At 70.3% G+C, this 22,432-nt stretch carries 22 protein-coding genes and 2 pseudogenes; 14 read left to right on the forward strand and 10 right to left on the reverse strand.

The genetic code is table 11. The features are described from left to right. Positions 1–138 precede the first annotated feature (138 nt). From IEY87_RS39980 to IEY87_RS40010, 7 genes are all read left to right on the forward strand, one after another. The gene (locus tag IEY87_RS39980; protein ID WP_189144076.1) at positions 139–1,614 is read left to right on the forward strand and encodes a mannitol dehydrogenase family protein; all 1,476 of its coding nucleotides are present in this window, start codon (positions 139–141) and stop codon (positions 1,612–1,614) included. A 118-nt stretch (positions 1,615–1,732) separates the two neighbouring features. Next, entirely contained in the window at positions 1,733–3,181 is a 1,449-nt protein-coding gene (locus tag IEY87_RS39985; protein WP_225277629.1) for an extracellular solute-binding protein, read from the forward strand. Next, entirely contained in the window at positions 3,182–4,108 is a 927-nt protein-coding gene (locus IEY87_RS39990) for a carbohydrate ABC transporter permease (RefSeq protein ID WP_189144078.1), read from the forward strand. Then, positions 4,105–5,028 (forward strand): carbohydrate ABC transporter permease, encoded by a 924-nt coding sequence (locus IEY87_RS39995; protein ID WP_225277630.1) that lies wholly within the window; start codon positions 4,105–4,107, stop codon positions 5,026–5,028. The genes IEY87_RS39990 and IEY87_RS39995 overlap by 4 nt, the downstream gene beginning before the upstream one ends. Before the next feature lie 9 nt (positions 5,029–5,037). Next, positions 5,038–6,051, forward strand: a complete 1,014-nt coding sequence (locus IEY87_RS40000) for an NAD(P)-dependent alcohol dehydrogenase (RefSeq protein ID WP_189144079.1) — start codon at positions 5,038–5,040, stop codon at positions 6,049–6,051. Positions 6,052–6,055: 4 nt separating this feature from the next. Next, positions 6,056–7,171, forward strand: coding sequence for an ABC transporter ATP-binding protein (locus IEY87_RS40005; RefSeq protein ID WP_189144080.1), 1,116 nt, complete (start codon positions 6,056–6,058; stop codon positions 7,169–7,171). 205 nt (positions 7,172–7,376) lie between these two features. Then, a complete protein-coding gene (locus IEY87_RS40010; RefSeq protein WP_189144081.1) occupies positions 7,377–7,733 on the forward strand; it encodes a hypothetical protein in 357 nt (118 codons plus the stop codon). 74 nt (positions 7,734–7,807) lie between these two features. On the opposite strand, the gene IEY87_RS40015 is transcribed toward IEY87_RS40010, so the two are convergent. Then, positions 7,808–8,236 (reverse strand): MarR family winged helix-turn-helix transcriptional regulator, encoded by a 429-nt coding sequence (locus IEY87_RS40015; RefSeq protein WP_189144082.1) that lies wholly within the window; start codon positions 8,234–8,236, stop codon positions 7,808–7,810. 152 nt (positions 8,237–8,388) lie between these two features. Between IEY87_RS40015 and IEY87_RS40020 the strand changes: the two genes are divergently transcribed. Further along, positions 8,389–9,192 (forward strand): alpha/beta fold hydrolase, encoded by an 804-nt coding sequence (locus IEY87_RS40020; protein WP_189144083.1) that lies wholly within the window; start codon positions 8,389–8,391, stop codon positions 9,190–9,192. Positions 9,193–9,291: 99 nt separating this feature from the next. On the opposite strand, the gene IEY87_RS40025 is transcribed toward IEY87_RS40020, so the two are convergent. The 4 genes from IEY87_RS40025 to IEY87_RS40040 all read right to left on the reverse strand — a co-directional run bounded on the left by IEY87_RS40025 (position 9,292) and on the right by IEY87_RS40040 (position 11,517). Continuing rightward, positions 9,292–10,068, reverse strand: coding sequence for a DUF899 family protein (locus tag IEY87_RS40025; protein WP_189144084.1), 777 nt, complete (start codon positions 10,066–10,068; stop codon positions 9,292–9,294). Between the two features lie 209 nt (positions 10,069–10,277). Then, the gene (locus IEY87_RS40030; protein WP_189144085.1) at positions 10,278–10,484 is read right to left on the reverse strand and encodes a hypothetical protein; all 207 of its coding nucleotides are present in this window, start codon (positions 10,482–10,484) and stop codon (positions 10,278–10,280) included. A gap of 62 nt (positions 10,485–10,546) precedes the next feature. Next, on the reverse strand, positions 10,547–10,999 hold the full coding sequence (locus tag IEY87_RS40035; protein ID WP_189144086.1) for a hypothetical protein: 453 nt from the start codon (positions 10,997–10,999) through the stop codon (positions 10,547–10,549). Between the two features lie 149 nt (positions 11,000–11,148). After that, the gene (locus IEY87_RS40040; protein WP_189144087.1) at positions 11,149–11,517 is read right to left on the reverse strand and encodes a hypothetical protein; all 369 of its coding nucleotides are present in this window, start codon (positions 11,515–11,517) and stop codon (positions 11,149–11,151) included. Between the two features lie 546 nt (positions 11,518–12,063). On the opposite strand from IEY87_RS40040, the gene IEY87_RS40045 reads away from it, so the two are divergent. Continuing rightward, a complete protein-coding gene (locus IEY87_RS40045; protein ID WP_225277631.1) occupies positions 12,064–13,392 on the forward strand; it encodes a sensor histidine kinase in 1,329 nt (442 codons plus the stop codon). Next, positions 13,389–14,057 carry a response regulator gene (locus tag IEY87_RS40050; RefSeq protein ID WP_189144088.1) on the forward strand — a complete coding sequence of 223 codons (669 nt, stop codon included), beginning with the start codon at positions 13,389–13,391 and terminating at the stop codon, positions 14,055–14,057. Before IEY87_RS40045 ends, IEY87_RS40050 begins: the two co-directional genes overlap by 4 nt. A gap of 78 nt (positions 14,058–14,135) precedes the next feature. Here the strand turns inward: IEY87_RS40050 and IEY87_RS47350 are convergent. Then, positions 14,136–14,342, reverse strand: a pseudogene (locus IEY87_RS47350) (phosphatase PAP2 family protein); the annotation flags it as partial. Between IEY87_RS47350 and IEY87_RS46370 the strand changes: the two are divergent. The 4 genes and pseudogenes from IEY87_RS46370 to IEY87_RS40070 all read left to right on the forward strand — a co-directional run bounded on the left by IEY87_RS46370 (position 14,256) and on the right by IEY87_RS40070 (position 16,547). Beyond that, the gene (locus IEY87_RS46370; protein WP_229699448.1) at positions 14,256–14,669 is read left to right on the forward strand and encodes a hypothetical protein; all 414 of its coding nucleotides are present in this window, start codon (positions 14,256–14,258) and stop codon (positions 14,667–14,669) included. The pseudogene IEY87_RS47350 and the gene IEY87_RS46370 sit on opposite strands and share 87 nt — an antisense overlap. 224 nt (positions 14,670–14,893) lie before the next feature. Beyond that, positions 14,894–15,088: a hypothetical protein gene (locus IEY87_RS40060; RefSeq protein WP_189144089.1), complete on the forward strand. Its 195-nt coding sequence runs from the start codon at positions 14,894–14,896 to the stop codon at positions 15,086–15,088. A 15-nt stretch (positions 15,089–15,103) separates the two neighbouring features. Continuing rightward, positions 15,104–16,012: pseudogene (locus IEY87_RS40065) on the forward strand (NsdA family TPR-like regulatory protein); the annotation flags it as partial. Further along, positions 15,987–16,547 (forward strand): GNAT family N-acetyltransferase, encoded by a 561-nt coding sequence (locus IEY87_RS40070; RefSeq protein ID WP_225277632.1) that lies wholly within the window; start codon positions 15,987–15,989, stop codon positions 16,545–16,547. The pseudogene IEY87_RS40065 and the gene IEY87_RS40070, both read left to right, overlap by 26 nt. Positions 16,548–16,586: 39 nt before the next feature. On the opposite strand, the gene IEY87_RS40075 is transcribed toward IEY87_RS40070, so the two are convergent. The 4 genes from IEY87_RS40075 to IEY87_RS40090 are packed head-to-tail and all read right to left on the reverse strand — an operon-like array spanning position 16,587 to position 22,396. Continuing rightward, on the reverse strand, positions 16,587–17,744 hold the full coding sequence (locus tag IEY87_RS40075) for a VWA domain-containing protein (protein ID WP_189144091.1): 1,158 nt from the start codon (positions 17,742–17,744) through the stop codon (positions 16,587–16,589). After that, the gene (locus tag IEY87_RS40080; RefSeq protein ID WP_189144092.1) at positions 17,737–20,001 is read right to left on the reverse strand and encodes a DUF5682 family protein; all 2,265 of its coding nucleotides are present in this window, start codon (positions 19,999–20,001) and stop codon (positions 17,737–17,739) included. The genes IEY87_RS40075 and IEY87_RS40080 overlap by 8 nt, the downstream gene beginning before the upstream one ends. Further along, a complete protein-coding gene (locus tag IEY87_RS40085) occupies positions 19,998–21,062 on the reverse strand; it encodes an ATP-binding protein (protein ID WP_189144093.1) in 1,065 nt (354 codons plus the stop codon). Before IEY87_RS40085 ends, IEY87_RS40080 begins: the two co-directional genes overlap by 4 nt. After that, positions 21,059–22,396: a DUF5691 domain-containing protein gene (locus tag IEY87_RS40090; protein WP_225277633.1), complete on the reverse strand. Its 1,338-nt coding sequence runs from the start codon at positions 22,394–22,396 to the stop codon at positions 21,059–21,061. Before IEY87_RS40090 ends, IEY87_RS40085 begins: the two co-directional genes overlap by 4 nt. Between the last annotated feature and the right edge of the window lie 36 nt (positions 22,397–22,432).

Below are 22,432 nucleotides of genomic sequence, written 5' to 3' on the forward strand. Positions count from 1 at the left end.
CGATCTTTGTGGTGTCCCTCACCTGCGAGATGGTGGACGCCGGATCGCCCTGGCGGCGATCCGACTACCTCTGCTCCGCTCCGCAGGAGTCCGATTCCTCCCCCGGCCTGAAGACCGGAGCATCCTCGGAGGGAAACGGTGACGGCTTTGACGCAGCGGACGGTCGGGGAGCTCGCCGGGCGGGTGGCGGTCCCCGCCTATGACCGGTCGAAGCTCACGGTCGGCATCGTCCATTTCGGGGTGGGCGGATTCCACCGCGCGCACCAGGCGATGTATCTCGACCGGCTGATGAACGAGGGCAAGGCGCACGACTGGGCGATCTGCGGCGTGGGGGTGCTGCCCGGCGACGCGCGGATGCGGGACGCGCTGACCGCGCAGGACTGTCTGTACACGCTGGTAGAAAAGCACCCCGACGGGACGTACGAGGCCCGCGTCGTCGGGTCGATCGCCGCCTACCTCTTCGCACCCGACGACCCGGAGGCGGTCATCGAGAAGATGTCCGATCCGGCGGTACGGATCGTGTCGCTCACGATCACCGAGGGCGGCTACAACATCCACCCCGTCACCGGGGAGTTCGACGCGCAGGCCGCCGCGATCCGCGCGGATCTGCGGCCCGGCGCGGTGCCTGCCACGGTGTTCGGGCTCGTCACCGAGGCCCTGCGGCGGCGGAGTGCCCGGGGGCTGGGGCCGTTCACCGTCATGTCGTGCGACAACATCCCGGGCAACGGCGAGGTCGCACGCCGCGCCTTCACGGCGTACGCCCGCCTGGTCGATCCCGGGCTCGCCGCCTGGATCGAGGACGCGGTCGCGTTCCCCGATTCCATGGTCGATCGCATCACCCCTGTCACCACCGACGACGACCGCGCGGCCGTGGCGCTGCGGTCCGGGGTCGAGGACGCCTGGCCGGTGGTCTGCGAGCCGTTCACGCAGTGGGTGCTCCAGGAGCGGTTCGCCGCCGGGCGTCCTCCTTTCGAGGAGGCCGGGGTACAGGTCGTCGGGGAGGTGCGGCCGTACGAGTTGATGAAGTTGCGTCTGCTGAACGCCGACCATCAGGCATTGTGCTATTTCGGTTGTCTCAGTGGATATCGCTACGTCCATGAGGCGGTGGCCGACCCGGCGATCGCCAAGTTGCTCGCCGGCTACATGGACCTGGAGGCCACGCCGACGCTCCCCCAGGTGCCCGGCATCGATCTGGACGCCTACAAGCGGACGCTGCTCGAACGGTTCGCCAATCCCGGGATCAGGGACACGCTGGCGAGACTGTGCGCCGAGTCGTCCGACCGGATCCCGAAGTGGCTGCTTCCCGTCGTGCGCGAGCGGCTGGCGCAGGGCGGTTCGGTCGCGTACGCGGCCGCCGTGGTGGCCTCCTGGGCGCGTTATGCGGAGGGGGTCGACGAGTCCGGGGCGCCGATCGAGATCGTGGACCCGCTGAAGGAGCGGTTGACGGCCGCCGCGCGCAGGCAGCGCGAGCATCCCACGGCCTTCATCGAGGATCGGGAGCTCTTCGGCGATCTCGCCGAAGACCGCCGGTTCGTCGACCCGTATCTGCGCGCACTCGCCGCCCTGCACACGAAGGGCGCCAAGGCGACGGTACGAGAGCTCGTCGGAATATAGACATTTATCCGGAATTTTCCAAGGATAAAAGTCAAGAAAAGCTCCGCTTTTCCCATAAATGGCACTTAAGAGTTTATGTCAACATTTCCACGGTATGGGGCTTTCACGGTGTCGGGAGGTGCAGTGGACAGTGGACCTGAGCAGGCGCGAGGTCATCCGTGGCGCCCTGGCCACCGGGGCGTCGGTGGCCCTGGCGGGGTGCGGCTCCCACAGTGACGCGCCACGCATCGCCGGCGGTGACCCGTGGCGCCAGTTCAAAGGCGCCACCCTGAACTTCATCTCGGAGAACACCGCCCCCACCGCGGCCATCGCCGCGAACCTCCGCCCGTTCACCGAGCTGACGGGGATCAACGTCAGCATCGTGACGCTCGAGTTGTCCGCGCTGGTCCAGCGGGTCGCCCTGGACCTGGCCTCGGGCCAGGCGCAGTACCAGGTGATCTACGCCGACCCGTACCAGGTGCTCGCGCCGTACCAGAAGGGGCTCGTGGACCTGCGTGGGCCGCAGAGCGACCCGAACCTGCCGGACCTGCCCGGCGGCCTGGCGGACTTCATCCCCACCCAGCTCGACGCGGCCGGCCGGTTCGTCGATCGGCAGGCGGTCTACGCCCTGCCGTACGACGCGCCGACGATGATCTGGCAGTACCGGCGCGACCTGTTCGACAAATACCGCGACCGGATGGCGAACGACCTCGGCTTCGACCCCACACCGGGCGGCGACCGGACCTGGGAGGAGTACTTCCAGATCGCCCGGTGGTTCAACGAGAACGCCACCTCGGACGTCCGGTACGGCACCGGCCACCAGGCCCGCCAGCACGACTCCCTGATGAACGACTTCAGCAACGTGCTGTGGTCCTACGGCGGGGACTACTTCGACAACGGCAAGGAGGTGGGGCGGCTGGGGACGACGGATCCGGGCCCGTGCCGGCTCGGCTCCGAAGCCGCGATCGCGGGCGCGGAGTTCTACAACCGGCTGCTCGGCATCGCCGACCCGGCCTCGACGACGTGGGACTGGGACGGCGTGGGCGCCGCACTCCGATCCGGCAGGCTGGCGATGTGCCCCAACTGGCACGAGTTCGCGGCCAGCAACGAGAAGGCGATGCCGGGCAAGATCGACTATGCGCCGCTGCCCAAAGGCCCGGTGGGAACGGCCAACATGTACGGGGGCACCGGGATAGCGATCAGCGCGAACACGCTGCCGCACGAGCGCGGCGCCGCCTGGCTGTTCCTCGTGTGGAGCACCTCGCCCGAGACGCAGCTCACCAACCTCAAGAGCAAGGCCGGCGGTGGCACCCCCACGCGAACCTCCGTCTACGCGCTGCCGGAGGTGCGCGCGGCCGAGCACCGGCCCTCTTCCATGCCCAACATGCTCACGGCCGCCGCGGTACGGGAGGCCTGGCAACCCGACCGGATCGGGCTGCGGCCCAAGATCCCGATGTGGAACGAGTGCAACACCGCGGTCTTCACGCAGCTGTCCCGGATGCTCACCGGGGCGACGTCGCCGCAGGAGGCGATGCGTTCGATCACGTCCCGGGTCGATCAGATCGTGGCGCGAGGGTGGGTGGCCTAGATGACGAAGATCGCGCAGTCGTCGCCAGGGCTCCGCCGATCGTGGCCGGAGGCCCCCAGCGAGCCGCGGATCCGCTTCGAGGGCAAGATGATGCTGCCCGGCCTGATCCTGCTGGCCGCCCTGTCCATCCTGCCCTTCCTCGCCCTGGTCGCGATGAGCTTCTCCCGCGTCCGACTGCTGGGCGGCGTGCGACTCGAACTGGTCGGCCTGTCCAACTGGGTGCGATCCTTCACGGACGCCGACATGTGGATGTCCTGGCTGCGCACGATCATCTACTTCGTGCTCACCGTCGGGCTGGAGATGGTCCTGGGGCTGGGCATCGCCCTGTGCCTTTACCGCGTGCTGCGCGGCCGCAACCTCCTGCTCGGGCTGATCCTGCTGCCGATGTTCGTCGCGCCCTCGATCGTCGGCCTGCTGGGCCGCTACCTGACCGACTCCACCTTCGGCCTCTACGCGTACGTGCTGCGCTCCCTCGGCTTCACCGGCGACATCCTCGGCAGCCCCACCAGCGCCTTCGCCGCCGTGGTGCTGATGGACGTGTGGGAGTGGACCCCGCTGATCGCGCTGATCTCCCTCGCCGGCCTGTCCAGCGTGCCCCAGTCGGTGCGTGAGGCCGCCGCCGTCGACGGCGCCTCGGGGTGGATGACGCTGCGGTTCATCATCTTCCCGGCGATCTCCAACGTGCTGCTCGTCGCCCTGCTCATCCGCTCGATGGACGCCATCCGCTACTTCGACATCATCTGGGTCACCACCAACGGCGGCCCCGCGGACGCGACCAAGATCGTCCCCATCCGGTTGTACGAGACCGCCTTCCGCTTCTTCGACTTCGGGTACGCCGCCGCCATCGGCCTGACGATGCTCGCCTTCTCGATTCTCATCGCCCGCGCCTTCGTCCGCATGCTCGACACCAGGGGGCTGACCCGATGAGCACGTCGACGACCGGCCCTGACCGGACCGCGCGGACGGCCAGGCGGCCGGTCCAGGCCGCTCCCCGAGGGGTGCCGCAGTCTCCGCTGGAGGAGAGCGGCCGGGGGACGCGGTGGGTGGTGGCGATCGTCGTCGTCGTGGCCATGCTCTGGACGCTGGTGCCGCTGCTGTGGATGCTGCTCTCGTCGTTCAAGAACTCCGCGGACGTGACCGCGGCCACCCCGCAGTTCCTGTTCACCCCGGTCCTGGACAACTATCGCAACCTGTTCACCGGCGCCAACAACCTGTGGCCCTACATCTGGCACAGCGTGCTGGCCGCCGGGATCTCCGCGGTGCTCGCCGTCTGCCTGGGGGCGCTGGCCGGTTATGGACTGGCGCGGACCCAGATGCGCGGGAAGAAACACCTGGCCTTCTGGATCATCTCCACCCGTATGGCACCCATCGCGGCGATCGTGGTCCCGCTGTTCCTCATCTTCCGCGGGCTCGGCCTGATCGACTCGATCCCCGGCCTGGTGCTGGCCTACCTGAGCTTCAACCTGCCGTTCGCCATCTGGCTGATGAGCGCGTTCTTCGCCGAGGTGCCGCCGTCCCTGGAGGAATCCGCGCTCGTCGCCGGCTGCACCCGCTGGCAGGCCTTCCGCACCGTCATCCTCCCGCTGACCAAGTCCGGGCTGGTCACCACCTTCGTGCTCTGTCTCGTCTTCGCCTGGAACGACTACGCCTTCGCCGTGGTCTTCTCCGGGCCGAACTCCCAGACGCTGCCCATCGCCGCCTCCCAGCTCGTCACCCAGACCGGCATCGACTGGGGCCAGCTCACCGCCATCGGCACGATCGTGGTCATCCCGATGATGCTCGCCGGGCTCGCCGTGCGCCGCTGGCTCGTCACCGGGCTCACCCTGGGCGCCGTCACCGGAGAGTAGGAGGCGATCATGCGGGCTGCCGTGCTGCACGGGGTGGGAAAGATCGCGCTGGAGGAGCGGCCGCGGCCCGAGCCCGGTCCCGCGGAGGTGCTCGTGGAGGTGGCGTCGGTCGGGACCTGCGGCTCGGACGTGCACTACTACGAGCACGGGCGGATCGGCGACTTCGTGGTGGAGTCGCCGCTGGTGCTCGGCCACGAGCCGTCCGGGACCGTGGTCGGCGCAGGGTCCGACGCCCACCGGCACCGCCCGGGGCAGCGCGTCTCGCTGGAGCCGGGGGTGCCGGACTTCACCTGCCGGCAGTGCCGCGCCGGGCGGTACAACCTCTGTCCCCGGATGCGGTTCTTCGGCACGCCTCCGGTCGACGGGGCCTTCTGCGAGTACGTGACCGTTCACGAGGAGTTCGCCTACCCCGTACCGGATGATCTGTCCGATGACGCCGCCGCGCTGATCGAGCCACTGTCGGTGGCCGTGTGGGCTTGCGGCAAGGCGCGGGCCGGGCCGGGCAGCCGGGTGCTCGTCACCGGCGCGGGCCCGGTCGGGCTGCTCTGCCTGCAGGCCGCGCGGGCCTTCGGCGCCACCGACGTCATGGTCACCGACGTCAACCCCGTCCGGCTCGGGCTGGCCCGCGACCTGGGCGCGAGCGCGACCCTCGACCCGCGCGCGGACCGCCTGCTCGACGCCGCGTTCGACCCCGACGTGCTGCTGGAGTGCTCGGGCCATCCGGCCGCCGCCGGACAGGCCATCCGGGCGGTGGGACGGGCCGGGCGGATCGTCCTCATCGGCATGGGCGGGGACGAGATCCCGCTGCCGCTGACCCACGTACAGGCTCACGAGCTCGAGGTGACGGGCACCTTCCGCTACGCCAACACCTGGCCGCGGGCCATCGAGCTGGCCGCCTCGGGACGCGTCGAGCTGGACGCCCTGGTCACCGGGCACTACGGCCTGGCCGAGGCCGAGCAGGCTCTCACCGCCGGCACCCGCGATCCCGCCCTGGTCAAGGCAGTCGTACGGCCACAGGAGTGATGGCATGTCCAGAGTTCTCTACGACGAGGCGACCCGCATCTACCCCGGGTCCACGCAACCCGCGGTGGACGCCCTGGACCTCGACATCGCCGACGGCGAGTTCCTGGTGCTCGTCGGCCCGTCCGGCTGCGGGAAGTCCACCTCCCTGCGCATGCTCGCCGGGCTGGAACGGGTCGACGGCGGCCGGATCGCCATCGGCGACCGCGACGTCACCCACCTGCCGCCGCGTGACCGGGACATCGCGATGGTGTTCCAGAACTACGCGCTCTATCCGCACATGTCGGTGGCCGACAACATGGGCTTCGCGCTGCGGGTGATGAAGGTCTCCAAGGACGAGCGCGACCGCCGGGTCCTGGAGGCCGCCCGGCTGCTGGACCTGGAGGAGTTCCTCGACCGCAAGCCGAAGGCGCTGTCCGGCGGGCAGCGGCAGCGCGTGGCCATGGGGCGGGCGATCGTCCGCGAACCGCAGGTGTTCCTCATGGACGAGCCACTGTCCAACCTGGACGCCAAGCTGCGCGTGCAGACCCGCACGCAGATCGCCGACCTGCAGCACCGGCTCGGCGTGACGACGGTGTACGTGACCCACGACCAGGTCGAGGCCATGACGATGGGCGACCGGGTCGCCGTGCTCAAGGACGGGATCCTGCAGCAGGTGGACACGCCGCTGGGCCTGTACCAGCATCCGGCCAACGTCTTCGTCGCCGGCTTCATCGGCTCCCCGTCGATGAACCTGGGCGAGTACCGCGTGGAAGGCGACGAGGTGGTCTTCGGCGGAGCGCGGGTACGGCTGACCCGCGAGACGCTCAAGGCCCTCAAGGAGGAGGGCAGCGACCGGGTCATCCTGGGCTTCCGCCCCGAGGACGTCACCATGGTCGGCGACGGCGACCAGGACGACGCGACCTTCCTGGTCACCGCCACCGTCGTCGAAGAACTCGGCTCGGACGCCTTCCTGTACGGCCAGTACGCCGACACGACCGATCCGCGACTCCTCGAACAGACCGTCATCGCCCGCGTCGACCCCAACGCGCCACCCGCCAAGGGCGATCGGGTCCGCCTGCGGATCGTGCCGGGCAAGGGCCGCCTCTTCTCCGCGTCCACGGGCCTGTGCCTGCCCGCTTGAGGACCGGCCCGCGGTTCACCGATCAGGGAGGGCCGCGGAGGGCTGGCACAATGAGCGACCGAACGACCACACTCCGAACACGATTTCCTATCGACACGCTCCGTAATTGAGTCAATACTGCTCGTGTATCTCCCAGATCGTCGTCCCGGACCTTCTCCCCCGCGCCGGTGCGCCGTGTACCGGGACGCAGACAGAACGGAGCACGATGAAGCTCACCCGAGCAGCCCTCACCGCCCTCGCCGCCGCCGCCACCTGCCTGGCCGCCGCGACCCCCGCGACCGCCACCGTCACGAGCGCGACCACCGCGGCCGGCGCCACCGCCGTCCCACCCGGCTACCAGCTCGTCACCCTGTCCAACGCGAACGTGCCCAACTTCCAGCGGCGAACCCTCTACTGCCCCGGCTCCAAGCGGGTCCTCGGCGGCGGTGCCGAGGCGCGCGGCAACGGCGCCATCCTCGTCGGCTCTTTCCCCACCGACGACGGGCGCGGCTGGATCGGCATCGGACGCCAGATCGGCTACAACGACGTCGGCATCAGCGTCTTCGCCATCTGCGTCGACTGACCTGACGGCCACCCGCGACGCGCGCTCCTGAGACAAGCAGGAGCGCGCGTTGCTCCTCCGACTCCCGGGTGGGCTCACGCCGAGAGCGCTCGCTCTTCCCCGAGCACGAGTGCGAGCAGCGTTCCCAGCTGGTCCAGCTGGTCGGTGGTCAGGCCGGCGAGGGAGCGTTCGAACACGGCGGTGACGCGCCGGTGGCCTTCGCTGCGGATCGCCTCGCCCTTGTCGGTGATGCTGTGCCGGACCGCCCGTCCGGGCGCGGGCACGCGCTCGATGAGCCCGCGATCGACCATTCGCGCGGCGAGGGTGCCGAACGACTGGTCGGTCTGGAAGGTCAGTTGCGCCAGGTCGTGCAGTGATGCGTCGGGGTTCTGGTGCAGGTGGCGCAGGGTGTCCCACTGCACGAGGGACACCCCGAGGTCGGCGAGGGCGGCGGTCAGGGCACGGTGGTGGCGGTGCTGGACGCGCTTGACGAACAACCCGACCTCCTGAACAGAGCGAGCCATACCCGTAGCTTAGCGCAACCTCGGGACGCTTATATAAGCTTGTTTATATAAGGATTCTGTTCTAAGGTTCCTTAATGGCGGTGACAGTGGTTCTCCCGCAACGGCCGGCCTTCTCCCCCCGCCACCCCTGTCAACCGGCCGAAGGAGACATCATGTCCACCACCACGCACACCGTCACCCGCCCCAGCTCCACCACCCCGGTCGAGCTCACCGTCGACGAGGTCGGCGCCGCCGGTCACCCGTTCCTGCTGCTGCACGGCGGCGCAGGACCCGCTTCCGTCCTGCCGTTCGCGACCTACCTGGCCCACAACCGGCCGGCCCGCGCCCTGGTTCCCACCAACCCCGGCTTCAACGCCACCCCCCGCCCCGATGACCTCGCCGACGTCCGCGCCCTGGCCGGCCTCTACGTCGCCCTGCTCGAACAGCTCGACCTGCGCGACGTCACCGTCGTCGGCAACTCCATCGGCGGCTGGGTCGCCGCCGAGATCGCCCTTCTGGCCAGCCCGCGCGTCTCCAGCATCGTGATCGTCAACGCCGTGGGCCTGGTCGTCCCGGACCACCCGGTCGCGGACTTCTTCTCCCTCACCCTGGACCAGCTGACGGACCTGTCCTACGACGACCCGTCACGCTTCCGGCTCGACCCCACCGGCTTCAGCGACGCCCAGAAGGCGGTCCTGGCCACCAACCGGCAGGCCATCGCCGTCTACGCGGGCAGAAACATGACCGACCCCACCCTGGCCGCCCGGCTCGCCGCGGTCACGGTGCCCACCTTGGTGCTGTGGGGCCAGAGCGACCGCGTCGTCGACCCCGGCTACGGCCGGGCCTACGCCGCGGCCATCCCCGGCTCGACCTACCACCCCCTGTCCGGCACCGGCCACCTGCCGCAACTGGAAACCCCCGCCCTCGCCCTCGCCCCCATCTGGGACTTCGCCGACAAGCACGCCACCCACCGCTGACCATCACCACAACCGCGGACGTCCCGGCCGGTCGCGAACGGCGGCCTCGATCTCCGGTGAGGAGTCCTCATCCTCCGGCAGAGATCGAGGCGGGCGCCGTCAGTGGTGGTGGCCGCGTCGGCCGAGGGTCTCCACAGGGGTCGCGCCGGGGCGAGTCCACTGCGGCACGGGGCGGCTGGTCGGGCCCCACGTGGCGTTCCCGTCCGCGTCCGAGCGCCAGGACCAGCACGAGCTGCCCCCTGCGGGCCGGCCCTCCGGGTTGTCCTCCCACGCCTCGCCACGGCCGTAGGGCGTCATGTCGAGCAGGGCCATGGACCCGTTGACCCGCTCGTTGCCCCGGCCCGTCGTGGAGTAGGTGAGGAACACGCGGTCCCCGTCGCGCAGGAAGCAGGTCAGGTGACCCATGCCGACCGGCATGTCCACGTCGCGCACCGAGTACCAGGGCTGGGTGTAACCCATGAACTCCACGTAGGAGGCCACCTCGTCCCACCGCCCCGTGGTCACGATGGCGAACGAGACGCCGCGGGCGTTGAGGTAGACGGCGTCCTTCAGGTGCCAGGCCGTAGTGGTGCAGCCCTCGCACTGCCCCTGGTGCGGCGCGCCGTCGTACCACATGTGCTGGTAGACCACGAGCTCGTCGCGGCCCTGGAACAGGTCCAGGAACGGGACCGGCCCATCGGGGCCGACCACCTCGACCGTCCCGTCGAGCTCCACCATCGGCAGCCGGCGGCGGGCCGCGGCCAGGGCGTCGCCCTCGCGCGTGTGCGCCTTCTCCCGGACCAGAAGCTCGTCACGGGCGGCCTGCCAGGTGGCCAGGTCGACGACGGGCGGGCGGCCGTGCGGCGCGGTGGCCGGGTCATTCGGCGCGGTCGTCATGGTGTCCTCCGTGGTGTCTCGTGCCAGGCGACGTCGTACGACGCCCTCCATCGGTCATCGCCCTGTGGCGGTCATCAGAACAGACCCGCGACCCGGCCAAAACTCATCGCGGCACGGTGCCGCTCCCCCCATTCGCCCCCCGAGCAGCGCCTTCCGGAGCCGTTCCCCGCGGCTCCCCAGGCTGATGGAGTTCACGGAACCACCGACGCTCAGGAGCTCGCGCCGAGGTGGCGTTCGGCCCACTGGGTGATGTCGCGGCGTTCGATCGCCGCCGCCATCAGGTCAGGGAATGCGACGCGACCTTCCTGGTCACCGCCACCGTCGTCGAAGAGCTCGGCTCGGACGCGCCTGCCATTGATCCGGCAGGCGATCCAGTGGTGTGGTGCCGACCGGCTCGGCCACGGCGTCCGGATCATCGACGGCCTCGCCTTCTCCTCCAACGGCGAGGCCGAGCGCTGAAAGCCTGAGCGTCAGCGGCTCAGGTGTACTGGTTGTCTCGGTCTGCGCTGTAGGCGAAAGCCCGGATCCCGCCTGATCGGGCGTAGACCTGCACCTTCAGGTGGACCTTCGCTATGGGCTTGGTGCCGGTGCGGGTGATGTTTCCGAAGTTGGTGCCGTGGTCGCCGCAGCCGTTGGTGTCCTTCCTCCAGGCGCTTCTCCCGGTGGTTCCGTCGGTGTGCGTCCAGACAATCTGGGCTCGCACCGGAAGGTTGTCGCCGGGACAGAGGTCGCGCACCGTGAAGTTCCGAAAGACGACCTTCTTCCGGTTGACGAAGTCGACGGTCGTCCGGACGGACCCGCCACCGTAGCGGCTGCCCGGGACGTTCGTGCTGGCGGAGGACACTCCGTCTTTCGCCTGCGCCGGGATTGGCACCAGCAGCCCGCTCAACGCTGCGATGCCCATCACGGCGCCCAAAATGCGTGTCTTCAACAGTCCTCCAGCAAGAGATGTTTCGGTTGGCCTTGGGGCGTGCACTTCAGCGCTTCGGCGTGGCCGGCGGGGGGAGATGTGCGAGGTGTCGCCTCGTGGCGGATCGCGACGAGAACGGCGATCGATGGTTCGGGGGTCCTGCCTGAGTGTCAGGTCTTGAAGGTGAACGTCCCGCGCAGGACGGTGTCTCGCCCGCTCCAGTAGCTCTCGTAATCGGCCCGGTAGGTGACGTCTTCGAAGCCGGGGAGCACCGCACAGGTGGCGCCGGGGTGCCGGATGTTGTCGTCTCTGATGACGATGGGCTTTCCGACCACGCCCGGGCGGGTCAGGGTGACCTCCACCCAGGCTGTCCCTGTGGTGTCATCCGCCCGGACGCACAGCTCGTTGGCGGGGTCGGCGTAACGGACGATCCCGTCTCCGACGTCCCGTTGAAAACTCGCCGCCAAGGCCGGTTGCGCGAGAATGACGCTCGCCACCGCGACAGCGACGCCGACGGTGACCGTTCTGAGCACGTTCATCGTTCCTTCTCTCGGACGGAGATCAGCCCTCCGGAGCGCCTGATGCCAGCGGAGTGGAACACGGCCTCCGACGAGGCTTCGCCATGCTCGAAATCCCTGCTGACACGAGCGATTCCGGCGGCCCGAGGTTCACCGCAGTGATCGTTGCACGCGTCGGCAGCAGCGTGGAATACGACGGGAATACGCCTGATCACCCGGCATCGAGAGATGACTTCGGTTCCACCGCGTGGAGACTGGCTCAGCTCGCCGATACCCTCCGGCGGTGGGAGAGCCCACCGCCGCCCCGCGAAAGCCGGTTCCGCACGCCGGGAAAGCCCCGGTGACGTCTTCGGCGTCAGGTGAGTGTGGTGGTCGTGGCCTTATGGGTGCTGGTGGTCACGCTGTGGGTTGGGCCAGTGCCGAACTGGCGCGGAAATTGACAGCGCTTCTACCGCTGCATCGCGAGACTGACGGGTCAGGAGTCCTTGCCGGTCCTTCTTCACTGAGCGGTCTTTCAGACCTTCGGCCGAGGTGGTGAGGTGGGGGGCGGCTCTATCGTGCAGGTCTGTGAAATCTGTATCGGCGTGGTTCCTGATGACGGCTGTGGTGAGCGCTGGGCTGAGTGTCGGCTCGGCCTGGTGCGCTGTGGTGACCGTGGTGGCCTCGTTCACGGCGGGGCTACTGCCTGGGCGGCCGCGAACGGCGGTGTTCGCGCTGGTGGCGATGCTCGCGGTCGGGGTTGTGGCCGTGTGCGTGGTGCCGGTGTGGTTGGTTCTGGGCGAGCGCTACATCGCCGTGGTGGTGGGGGCGGCCATGATGCCGTGGTTCGGGGGGCGGTTCTGGCGACAGTACCAGGAGCTCGTACGGGTCGGGTGGGAGCGGGCCGAGCATCTGGAACGCGAGCAGCAGCTGGTGGCCGAGCAGGCGCGCCTGCGGGAGCGGAACCGGATCGCCCACGACATGCACGACGAACTGGGCCACGAGCTCAGCCTGATCGCCCTGACGGCCGGCGCTCTGAAGCTGGCCCCTGGCCTGCCGGAACCGTACCGGGCGCGCGCTCAGGACATCAGGGTACGGGCGGAGAGTGCGGTGGACCGGCTCGGCGAGATCGTCGGCGTCCTCCGCGAACACGGCTCCCTGCAGGCCCCTGACGGTGTCGAAGGTCTGGTGAGGGCCGCGTCGGCGGCCGGTCTCCCGGTCACGCTGCAGGTGGACGGCGATATCTGCGGGATGCCGGCGGCGGCCTACCGGGTGGTTCAGGAAGGGCTGACCAACGCCGCCAAACACGCCCCCGGAACCCCCGTGACCGTCCACGTCGCCCACTCGCGGACAGAGACGCATGTCGTGGTCAAGAACGATCCGGGATCGGAACGCGGCCCCCTGCCCGACGTCGGGAGTGGTGGTCATGGGCTCATCGGTCTGAATGAGCGGGTCCGGCGGGCGGGCGGCGTCCTGACCTACGGGCCTGCCGGGGACGACAGCGGGTTCACCGTCGAAGCCCGGCTCCCCCACGACGTGAGCCGCTTCACCCGCCCGAGCGTGCGCCACGAACGGCGGCGAGTCCGGCGGAGCGTCGGCCGCACCCTTGCCGTCGCCCTCATGCTCCCCTTGATGACGGCTGTGCTGACTGGCGGCGTTCTGCGGACGTGGGAGATGCTGGAGACCCAGCGGGCCGTGCTGACCGCCGAGGACTACGCCGTTCTGCGACCGGGCCAGGCCCGCACGGAGCTGCTGCTCCCACCGCGGCAGGCTCCCCGGCGACCGCCCGCCACCGACCCCGGATGCGAGTTCTACGCGATGAGCACCGATCTCCTCAACGACCGCTACGGTGACACCTATCGCCTGTGCTTCGCGGCGGGCCGCCTGGTGTCAGCGGACGCACTGGTCGCCAGATGATCCGGGTGCTGGTGGCCGACGACGAGTCGCTGGTCAGGGCGGGCGTACGGGCGATTCTGTCCACCGACCCGGCCATCGACGTTGTCGCCGAGGCCGCGTGCGGCGACGAGGCCGTGGAGTTGGCCAGGGCCCATCGCCCGCACGTCGCCGTATTGGACATCCGCATGCCGGTCCGCGACGGCATCGAGGCGGCGGCCGAGATCCGCAGGACGGTTCTCGGCACGGCGGTCGTGATGCTGACGACGTTCGGGCAGGATGACTACATTCTGCGTGCGCTCGGCTCGGGCGCCATGGGATTCCTGATCAAGTCGGGAGAGCCGGAAGAGCTGATCGCGGGGGTTCGGGCGGTAGCGGACGGGGCGGCGTACTTGTCACCGAAGGTCGCGGCCCGGGTCGTCGCGCACCTCGCGGCGGGCGCCGGGCCCCTGGCCGGGCGCCGAGCCGCCGCCCGCGGACGGGTGGACGCGCTGACCGCCAGGGAACGCGAGGTGCTGGCTCTCCTCGCCGCCGGCCTTTCCAACCGGCAGATCGGCCGCCGGCTCCGGGTGACCGAGGGTACGGTCAAGGCGCACGTCAGCTCGATCCTGGCCCGGCTGGGCGTGGACAACCGGGCGGCCGCGGCGGTGGTCGCCCATGAGGCGGGCCTGCTTGCCGAACACCTGTGAGGCCGGTAGGGCGAGCACCAGCAGCACCGCTGTCACGACACACGCGCCGAGCACCCCGCCCGCCAGCACGTCGTGCGGGTAATGCTCCCCGGCCAGCACCCGCAGCACCCCCGCCACCACGGCGAACGGCACCGTTAGCAGAGCCAGCCGCGGCCGCAGCACAGCGACCCCGATCCCTAGCCCTGCGGCCAGGGTGGCGTGATTGCTTGGAAACGCCCAGTCCCCGGATGGCGGGCAGTCCGCCAGCACCGCGACCACCCGGCAGGGCCGCTCTTCATCCACCACCAGCTTCAACCCCTCACTGACGGCATAGGCCACCACGGTCCCCACCCCGATCAGGACGACTCCCACAACTCCGAACCCGTCTCGCCGCCGCAACGCCCCGAAGCCCACCCAGGCCACCACCAGGCCAAGCACCACCAGAGCGCCGTCGGAGGCGACGTCCATCTCCGCGGTCGCTCCGCCCACCACTTCGACGGCCCACCGATACAGGTCGGCGGAGGCGCCGCCGACGACCCGTACCGGGTCCGCGTTCCCCAGCCCGCCGGGGGCCAGCAGGCCGACAACGGCCGCTCCGATGCCGAGGAGAGCTACGGTGATGAGCAGTCGTAGTCGCAATTCCATTCGCATAGGGAGTGACCGTAGAAACAAACTCCCCCACCCGCCTCAGCCGAAGGTCAGGTCCCGGTCTAAGCGAACGTCGGGGTTGACACGCGGGCCCCGCGATCAAATGCGGTGGCGGCGGGCCGCGGTGTCTGGACTGACGTCCAGTACGACGGCGATCTCGTCCCAGGTGGCGCCTGCGGTCCGGGACCCCCAGCCAAACGGTAAAGATCATGGAGGGCTTCTCTACCTACGACATCGTCTCCAGGCGTCAGGTGATCGCCGAGCTGGCAGTGCTCGCCGGCTCGGTTTTGCTGCAACCCGTACGCCAATGGGTCGCCAACCTGCCGGTAGCGCCGGTGGGCGGCCATGCGACACACGACGACGTAGCCGAGCTGGAGCAGGCCGTCATGCTGTTCAGGCGATAGGACGCCTCAGGGGCGGGCGAACTGCGCCGTAAGGCGGTGGTCGGCCAGTTGAACGCCGTCACCGAAAGCCTGACTGAGCACCACCCTGCCGAGGTCGCCCGACGACTGTTCCTCATCACTGCCGAGCTGGGACAGCTGGCAGGTTGGATGGCTTATGACCAAGGGTTGCCGGGCATGGCGCAGCGCTACTACCTGCTCGCCTTGCATGCCTGCCGTGAAGCTGCCGCCCCTGCGCTCGGCGCAAAGATCATCGGCGACATGACCCAGTTGTCCACTGCTCGCGGTACCTTCGAGGACAGCTTGGGCTTGGTGCGTGCGGCGCTCTACAGCCTGCCGCGCGGAGCGAATGAGCTGGTACGCGCTGAGCTGCTGGGACTGGAAGCCAGAGCCTACGCGCAGCTTGGGCAGCGGGAGGCCGGCAACGCCGCTCGAAGTGCCGATGCCTGCGTCGAGGTCTGGGCCGAAGCCCAAGGCGACACGCCCCCTGACTGGCTGCACTACATGAACCAGGCGGAAGTGGACTGCCTAGCGGCCAACACGTTCACAGACCTGGCCCTGCGAAGCACAGTGCCAGAGCGTTGGCGGCGCTACGCGGCTCGTGCCGAAAGTCATACGCTGAGCGCACGTTCAAGCCGAGATCAGGGCTATACCCGCAGCCTCATCTTCGACGAGATTCGCTTGGCCAAGGTGCGATTGGCACAGCGGGAGCCGGTGGAATCGGTGGCCGTGGCGCGCACCTCCTTGCGGCTCGCAGAGCCCGTTCGTTCGTCGTTGGTGGTGGATTGGCTGGTCCGGTTCGATGGCGAACTGCTGGCTCGCCATCCGGATTGCTCCGAAGCCGCCGGATTTCACGATGAGCTACGCGACTACCTACGTAGGGCAGCGCCACAGAGGGAGCGTGAGCTGGTTGGGCACGGGGATTGAGTACCAGGCGCTGAACGGCCAGGAAGCCGCCCAGCACCTGAACGAACTGACCGACCTCTACACGGAGGTGTACTCCGAGTCCCCTTACGCATGGGGGCCGGAACACGCCGCGCTGTTCCGCGAACGGTTCGACGTGCAGCGCCGGCAAAAGGGATTCGCACGGGTGACGGCCGGTGAGCACGGATCTCTTGTCGGCTTCGGCTTCGGCGTGACCCTCCAGCCGACAACCCCGTGGTGGCGAAACTTGCGCACGCCATTGCCCGATGACCTGACGGCAGAACGGCCAGGCCGCACCTGGGCGTTGGTCGAGTTGCTGGTACGCCCGCCGTGGCGGCGCCGGCATGTAGCCCAGACCATCCACGACACGTTGCTGGCAGGCAGGTCAGAAGAACGGGCCACGCTGACCGTGTTGCCGGCGGCCGCGCCTGCCGTGGCCGCGTACCGCACATGGGGGTGGACACAGGTCGGGCAGAAGCGGAACCCCCTGCCGGGGGCGCCGATCTTTGCCGTGATGCTGAAGGGGCTGAGAGTGTGACTACAATCTGCCCATTCGCCGCACCACCACCGTCGAGTTTCAGGAGCCCGCGCCGAGGTGGCGCTCGGCCCATTGGGTGATGTCGCGGCGTTCGATCGCCGCCGCCATCAGGTCCGGGAAGGCGTCGGGCGTGCAGGCGAACGCGGGCACGCCCAGCGCGGCCAGGGCGGCGGCGTTCTCGTGGTCGTAGAACGGCGCCCCCTCGTCCGAGAGCGCCAGCAGCACGATCACCTGCACCCCCGCCTGGGTCATGGCGGCCACCCTGCGCAGCATCTCCAGCCGGACCCCGCCCTCGTACAGGTCGCTGATCAGCACGAAGACGGACTCCGCCGGTCTGGTGATGAGCCCCTGGCCGTACGCGATGGCCCGGTTGATGTCGGTGCCGCCGCCGAGCTGGGTGCCGAAGAGCAGCTCCACCGGGTCGTGCAGCTGGTCGGTCAGGTCCACCACCGCCGTGTCGAACACCACCAGGGACGTCTTCAGCGACCGCATCGACGCCAGCACCGCCCCGAACACGCTCGCATACACCACCGAGGCCGCCATCGACCCGCTCTGGTCGATGCAGAGCACCACCTCCCGCTGGACCGCCCGCTGCCTGCGCGCGTATCCGACGAGCCGCGACGGCACGACGGTGTTCTTCTCCGGGAGGTAGTTCTTCAGGTTCGCCCTGATCGTCCGGTCCCAGTCGATGTCGGCCACCCGCTTGGGCCGGTGGGTGCGGGCGGAGCGATCGAGCGCGCCGGTGACGGCCGTCCTGGTCTTCTGGGCGAGCCTGCGCTCCAGGTCCCGCACCACCTTGCGGACCACCGCCCGGGCGGACTCGCGCGCCTGGTCGGGCATCACCCGGTTGAGCGCGAGCAGCGTGCCGACCAGGTGCACGTCCGGCTCCACGGCCTCGAGCATCTCCGGCTCCAGCAGCAGCCTGGTCAGGTTCAGCCGTTCGATGGCGTCCTTCTGCATGACCTGGACGACCGTGGACGGGAAATATGACCTGATGTCGCCCAGCCACCTCGCCACGCGTGGCGCCGACGCGCCGAGCCCGGCTCCTCTGCCGCCCTGCCCGCCGCCCTGCTGCTCTCCGTAGACGGCGGCCAGCGCGCTGTCCATCGCCGCGTCGTCACCCTGCAGCCCGCACCCGGTGCCGTCCGCCTCGCCGCCGCCCAGCACCATGCGCCACCTGCGCAGCCGCTCATCCATGCGCTCTCCCCAAGATCGCCAGCACCGTCGTCGCCGCGGCCGCCGCGCGCCGCTCGTCCAGCTCCGCCTCGACCGCCTCCGCACGCCTTCCACCCGACCGGACCCGCTCGCCGATGGCCCTGCGCTCCGGTACGGCGAAGCCGCCGAACGTACGCCTGAGCAGCGGCAGCACCTCGATGAACTGGTCGCCGCCGAGCCCGGTCAGCCATTCGTCCACCAGGGCGAGCAGCCGGGGATCGTGCACCAGCAGCAGCCCGCCGCCCGACAGGAACCCCTCCACCCAGGCCGCCGCCTTCACCGGAGTCTGCCCCCGGGACATCGCCCTGGACATCCGGTCCCCGGCGTCGTCGAGCTCGCCCGCGTCCAGCAGAATCCTGGTCAGCCGCCCTTCGATGAGCCCGTGCAGGTCCTGCCGATCACAGATGCCACGCAACGTCACCAGCCACCGACCACGCGGCGTGGCCCCCCGCACCACGTCCGTCCCCGCCTGTCCCCCGTCCTCGTCTGGGGCCGGTGCGGGCGTCCGCGCCTGACCTGCGCCCTCGTCGAGCAGGGCGACAGCGGTGTGTACGGCGTCAACATGGCCGAGCAGGTCGGCCGCCGCGCCGTCGTCCAGGCCGGTGACCGAGACGGGCAGGCCCACGCAGATCCGGTCCACCATCGAGTGCACGATGACCGCCAGCCCGTCGGCCGAGGTGCCGCGCACATCCCCGTACCGATGGGCGCGGACCATCGCCGGCAGCGCCGCCATCAGCTGCGTGACGTCGGTGTCGAGCGCGGCCCGCGCCGACAGGGCGGCCAGCACCTCGGGCAGCGCCTCCGGCAGGTCGGCCAGCAGACACCGCTCCACCAGAGCGGTCAGATCCGCCAGCGACCCGGAGGCCAGGTCGCGGGCGTACTGGGTGGCCGCGCCGGACACCGTGGTGCCCAGGGCAGCGCGCTCGATGAGCGCCAGGTCGAACTCCGGCTGCCAGCACAGCGTCCACGTCTCCCGGAACGTGCCCTTGCCACGCGAGACGCCCGGCACACCCCAGTCCACGCCGAGCAGCCGCAACCGGTGCAGCAGATGACTGCGGGTCAGGTCGAGCGGCTTGCGCAGGTCCAGGTCGAGCTCCCGATCGAGCGCCTCCGGCCGCAGCCGCACCTTGCGCTGCTGATCCCGCAGGTCCCGCTGCAGCGGAACCATGGGTGTGCCGTCGGTGACGTGCCCGAGCCGGTCGCCGACCACCATCCGCCGCTGGATCAGCTCGACGGCCAGGTCGTCCCCCTCGCAGAGCACCGCTCGGGCCGCCTCGGTCACCTCACTCAGCCCGGCCAGCGGCCGCCCGCGCAGCCCGGCGAGGCTGTTGGCCAGCCGTACCGACTCGATGACGTGCGCCGGCGACACCGGCAGCCCCTCGTCGCGGAGCGCGGCCGCCGCCCCCGCCAGCCACCGCTCCACCGGCCGGTCCGCCGCCGCGAACAGGTGGTCGTACCAGCCGGGCGAGGTGATCCCCGCCCCATAACCGCTCCACCACGCCAGCCGCCCGTACGTCCACGGCACCCAGGTCAGCTCGGCCTTCACCTTGGGCAGCCCGCGCAGCAGCGCGTTGTCGTCCTTCACCGGGGGCATCGGCTCGGTCAGCGCGGGCACGTGCCAGGCGCCGCAGACGACCACGATCCGCTCGAAGCCCTCCTTGAGCGCCGCCCGGAGTGTCTTGCGCATGTACGCCTCACGCCTGGCCTCCCGCTCGTCCGGCCGGTATCCCTCCCGGACGACGGCCATGGCCTCGGCGATCACCTCGAACGGCGTGTCGCCCCGATGCTCGACGACGTCCTCCCACCACCGCTCGGGATCGTCATGCCCGGCCGCCCGCGCCAGCGCCCCGATGGGATCGACCCGCAACTCCCCCGCTTCGGGTCCATCCTGAGGCTGGGGCTCGGTGGCCTCCGGCTCGGGCTGGGGCACGGCCAGGGTGTGGGCAGCCGGTAGGTCGCAGAAACGTACCGGAATGCCGGCCGTGACCCCGTACAGGATGGCCTGCCACTCGGGTGAGAAGGTGGCGAACGGCCAGAAGGCGGCGCCGGCCGAGGTGCCCGGGACGTGGGCCAGCAGCGCGACCGGCGGCTCCAGGTCGGGTGCGAGGCTGACGAGCGCGTTGGCCTCCGGCGGGCCCTCGATGAGGATCACGTCGGGGCGCAGGCGCGCGAGCTCGGCCCGCACGGCCCGGGCCGAGCCGGGGCCATGGTGGCGCACGCCGAGGATCGAGACGCTCACGACACCTCGCGGCAGGCACGGTAGAACTCACGCCAGTCGGACCGCTCACGGACGACCGTCTCCAGGTATTCGCGCCACACCACCCGGTCCGACACCGGCTCCTGCACCACCGCGCCGACGATGCCCGACGCCACGTCCGACGGCCGCAGCACGCCGTCGCCGAAGTGCGCCGCCAGGGCGATGCCGCTGGTCAGGACCGAGATGGCCTCGGCCGTGGACAGGGTGCCGCTGGGTGACTTGACCTTGGTACGGCCGTCCTCGGTCACGCCGGAACGCAGCTCGCGGAAGATCGTCACCACCCGGCGGATCTCGGCCAGGCCGGTGCTCGTCTCCGGCAGCTCCAGCGAACGGCCGAGCTGGGTGACACGCCGGGAGACGATGTCCACCTCCTCCTCGGCGGTGGCGGGCACCGGCAGCACGACGGTGTTGAAGCGGCGGCGCAGCGCGCTGGACAGCTCGTTCACGCCCCGGTCGCGGTCGTTGGCGGTGGCGATCACGTTGAAGCCGCGCTCGGCCTGGACCTCCCGGTTGAGCTCCGGGATGGGCAGGGTCTTCTCCGACAGCACCGTGATCAGCGCGTCCTGCACGTCGGAGGGCATCCGGGTGAGCTCCTCCACCCGCGCGACCCGCCCTTCGGCCATCGCCCGCATCACCGGCGACGGGGTCAGCGCCTCCATGGACGGGCCCTCGGCCAGCAGTCTGGCGTAGTTCCAGCCGTACCTGATGGCCTCTTCGGCGGTGCCGGCCGTCCCCTGCACGAGCAGGGTGGAGTCGCCGCTGACGGCGGCGGCGAGGTGCTCCGACAGCCAGGTCTTCGCCGTGCCCGGCACGCCGAGCAGCAGCAGCGCCCGGTCGGTCGCCAGGGTGGCGACGGCGACCTCGACGATGCGCCGGGCGCCGACGTACTTGGGGGAGATCCGGTCGCCGTCGCCCAGGATGTAGGTGGTGACCGCCCACGGCGACAGCTTCCAGCCCGGCGGCCTGGGACGATCGTCGTCCTTGGCGAGCAGGGCCAACTCGTCGGCATACTGGTCTTCCGCGTGGGGGCGCAGAACGGTCATGAAAGCTCCTTGATCATGTCGGCTCGGAAACGCAGGAGGGCGGCGACCTGCTGGATGGGCGGGACCGGCGAGAAGCCCTGCGCCAGGCCGGCGAGCGCCGGATCGATGCGCTCACCCGCCAGCGTGATCAGCTCGCCGAGGTTCCACGGCTGGGTGGTGGCCATCTGGATGATCTTGCGGAGCACGGCGGTGGCCAGCGTCTCCTGCCAGCGCGGCGATACGCCTCCCAGCACCATGATCAACTGGCTGTCCGGGTCGCGCTCCTTGGTGAAGTCGGCGGCCAGCGCCTGCTGCTCCTCCGGCCCGAGCGCCACGAGCAGGTCGGAGATGGGATCCCAGGCGAACATCGCCCGCGCCCACTCCGGCTCCCGCTGCAGCACCGCCGCGCGCACCCAGGCCGTCTTCACCTCGCTGTCCCAGTCGAGGATCTTCTTGCGCAGCATCTCGCCGGGTGGCACCCCCCACATCTGCAGCGGCGCGCGGGCGATCACCTGCTGCAGCCACCACGCCCGCTCCCCGACGCCACGCGGCGTCTTGGGCCTGATGCCGTCACGCTCCATGGCCTTGTCGCAGCTCGACGGCGCTTCCACGGTGATCGTGGCGGGCCCGACGGTCAGGCAGGTCCTGGCCCGCTCCGCCATCCGCCGCGACAGCCGCGAGGCGGGCAGCCGGGTGAGCAGGTTCGCGGCCCACTGGCGCACCTCGCGTCTGCGGTCGTCCAGCGCCGACTCCAGGAACGGCTCGTCGTCGATCGACAGCCCCTCGGCCAGCACCTCCACGAACACCGCCCGGTCCTCGGGCGTCTCCCGCTCCCAACTGCTCTCCAGCAGCCGCCGCGCCTCGCCCGGCTCGGCCGCCCTGAGCCGGCGCAGGTGGTCGCGCCGGTCCGCGGCCCTGCCCAGCTCCCACGTCTCCCCCGTCGGCTCTTCCAGCAGGTACGCCCACACGGGGTTACGCTCGGCCAGCCACCGGCCGCGACGGCCCGCCAGCACCCCGAGATCCGCCCGGATCGAGTCGTCGCGCCTGCCTCGATGCAGCAGCTCGGGCAGCAGGTAGGCGGGCACCCGCCGGCCGGCGCCGGCCGCGACGGCCAGCCACTCGGGCAGCACCCTCTCGTGCTCGCCGCCCAGGATCCTGACCAGCCGCTCGGCCGCGCGCCTGCTGACGGCGTCCTGCTCCTCATCGGCCGCACGCGCCGGCTCCCCCGGCCGGGCCGGCCGCCACCCGGCCCGCCGCCGCACCACCTCAACGGCCGCGCTGCCGAGCAGATCTCCGGGGTACGGCCTGCGATCAGTCCCCACCAACGCCGTCGAGGCCAGGTCATCCCAGCTCACCAGATCACCGCCACCTTGTCTCCACCCGAGCTCACA

The sequence above is a fragment of the Nonomuraea glycinis genome (assembly GCF_014646515.1).
In the GTDB taxonomy this organism is placed as follows: domain Bacteria; phylum Actinomycetota; class Actinomycetes; order Streptosporangiales; family Streptosporangiaceae; genus Nonomuraea; species Nonomuraea glycinis.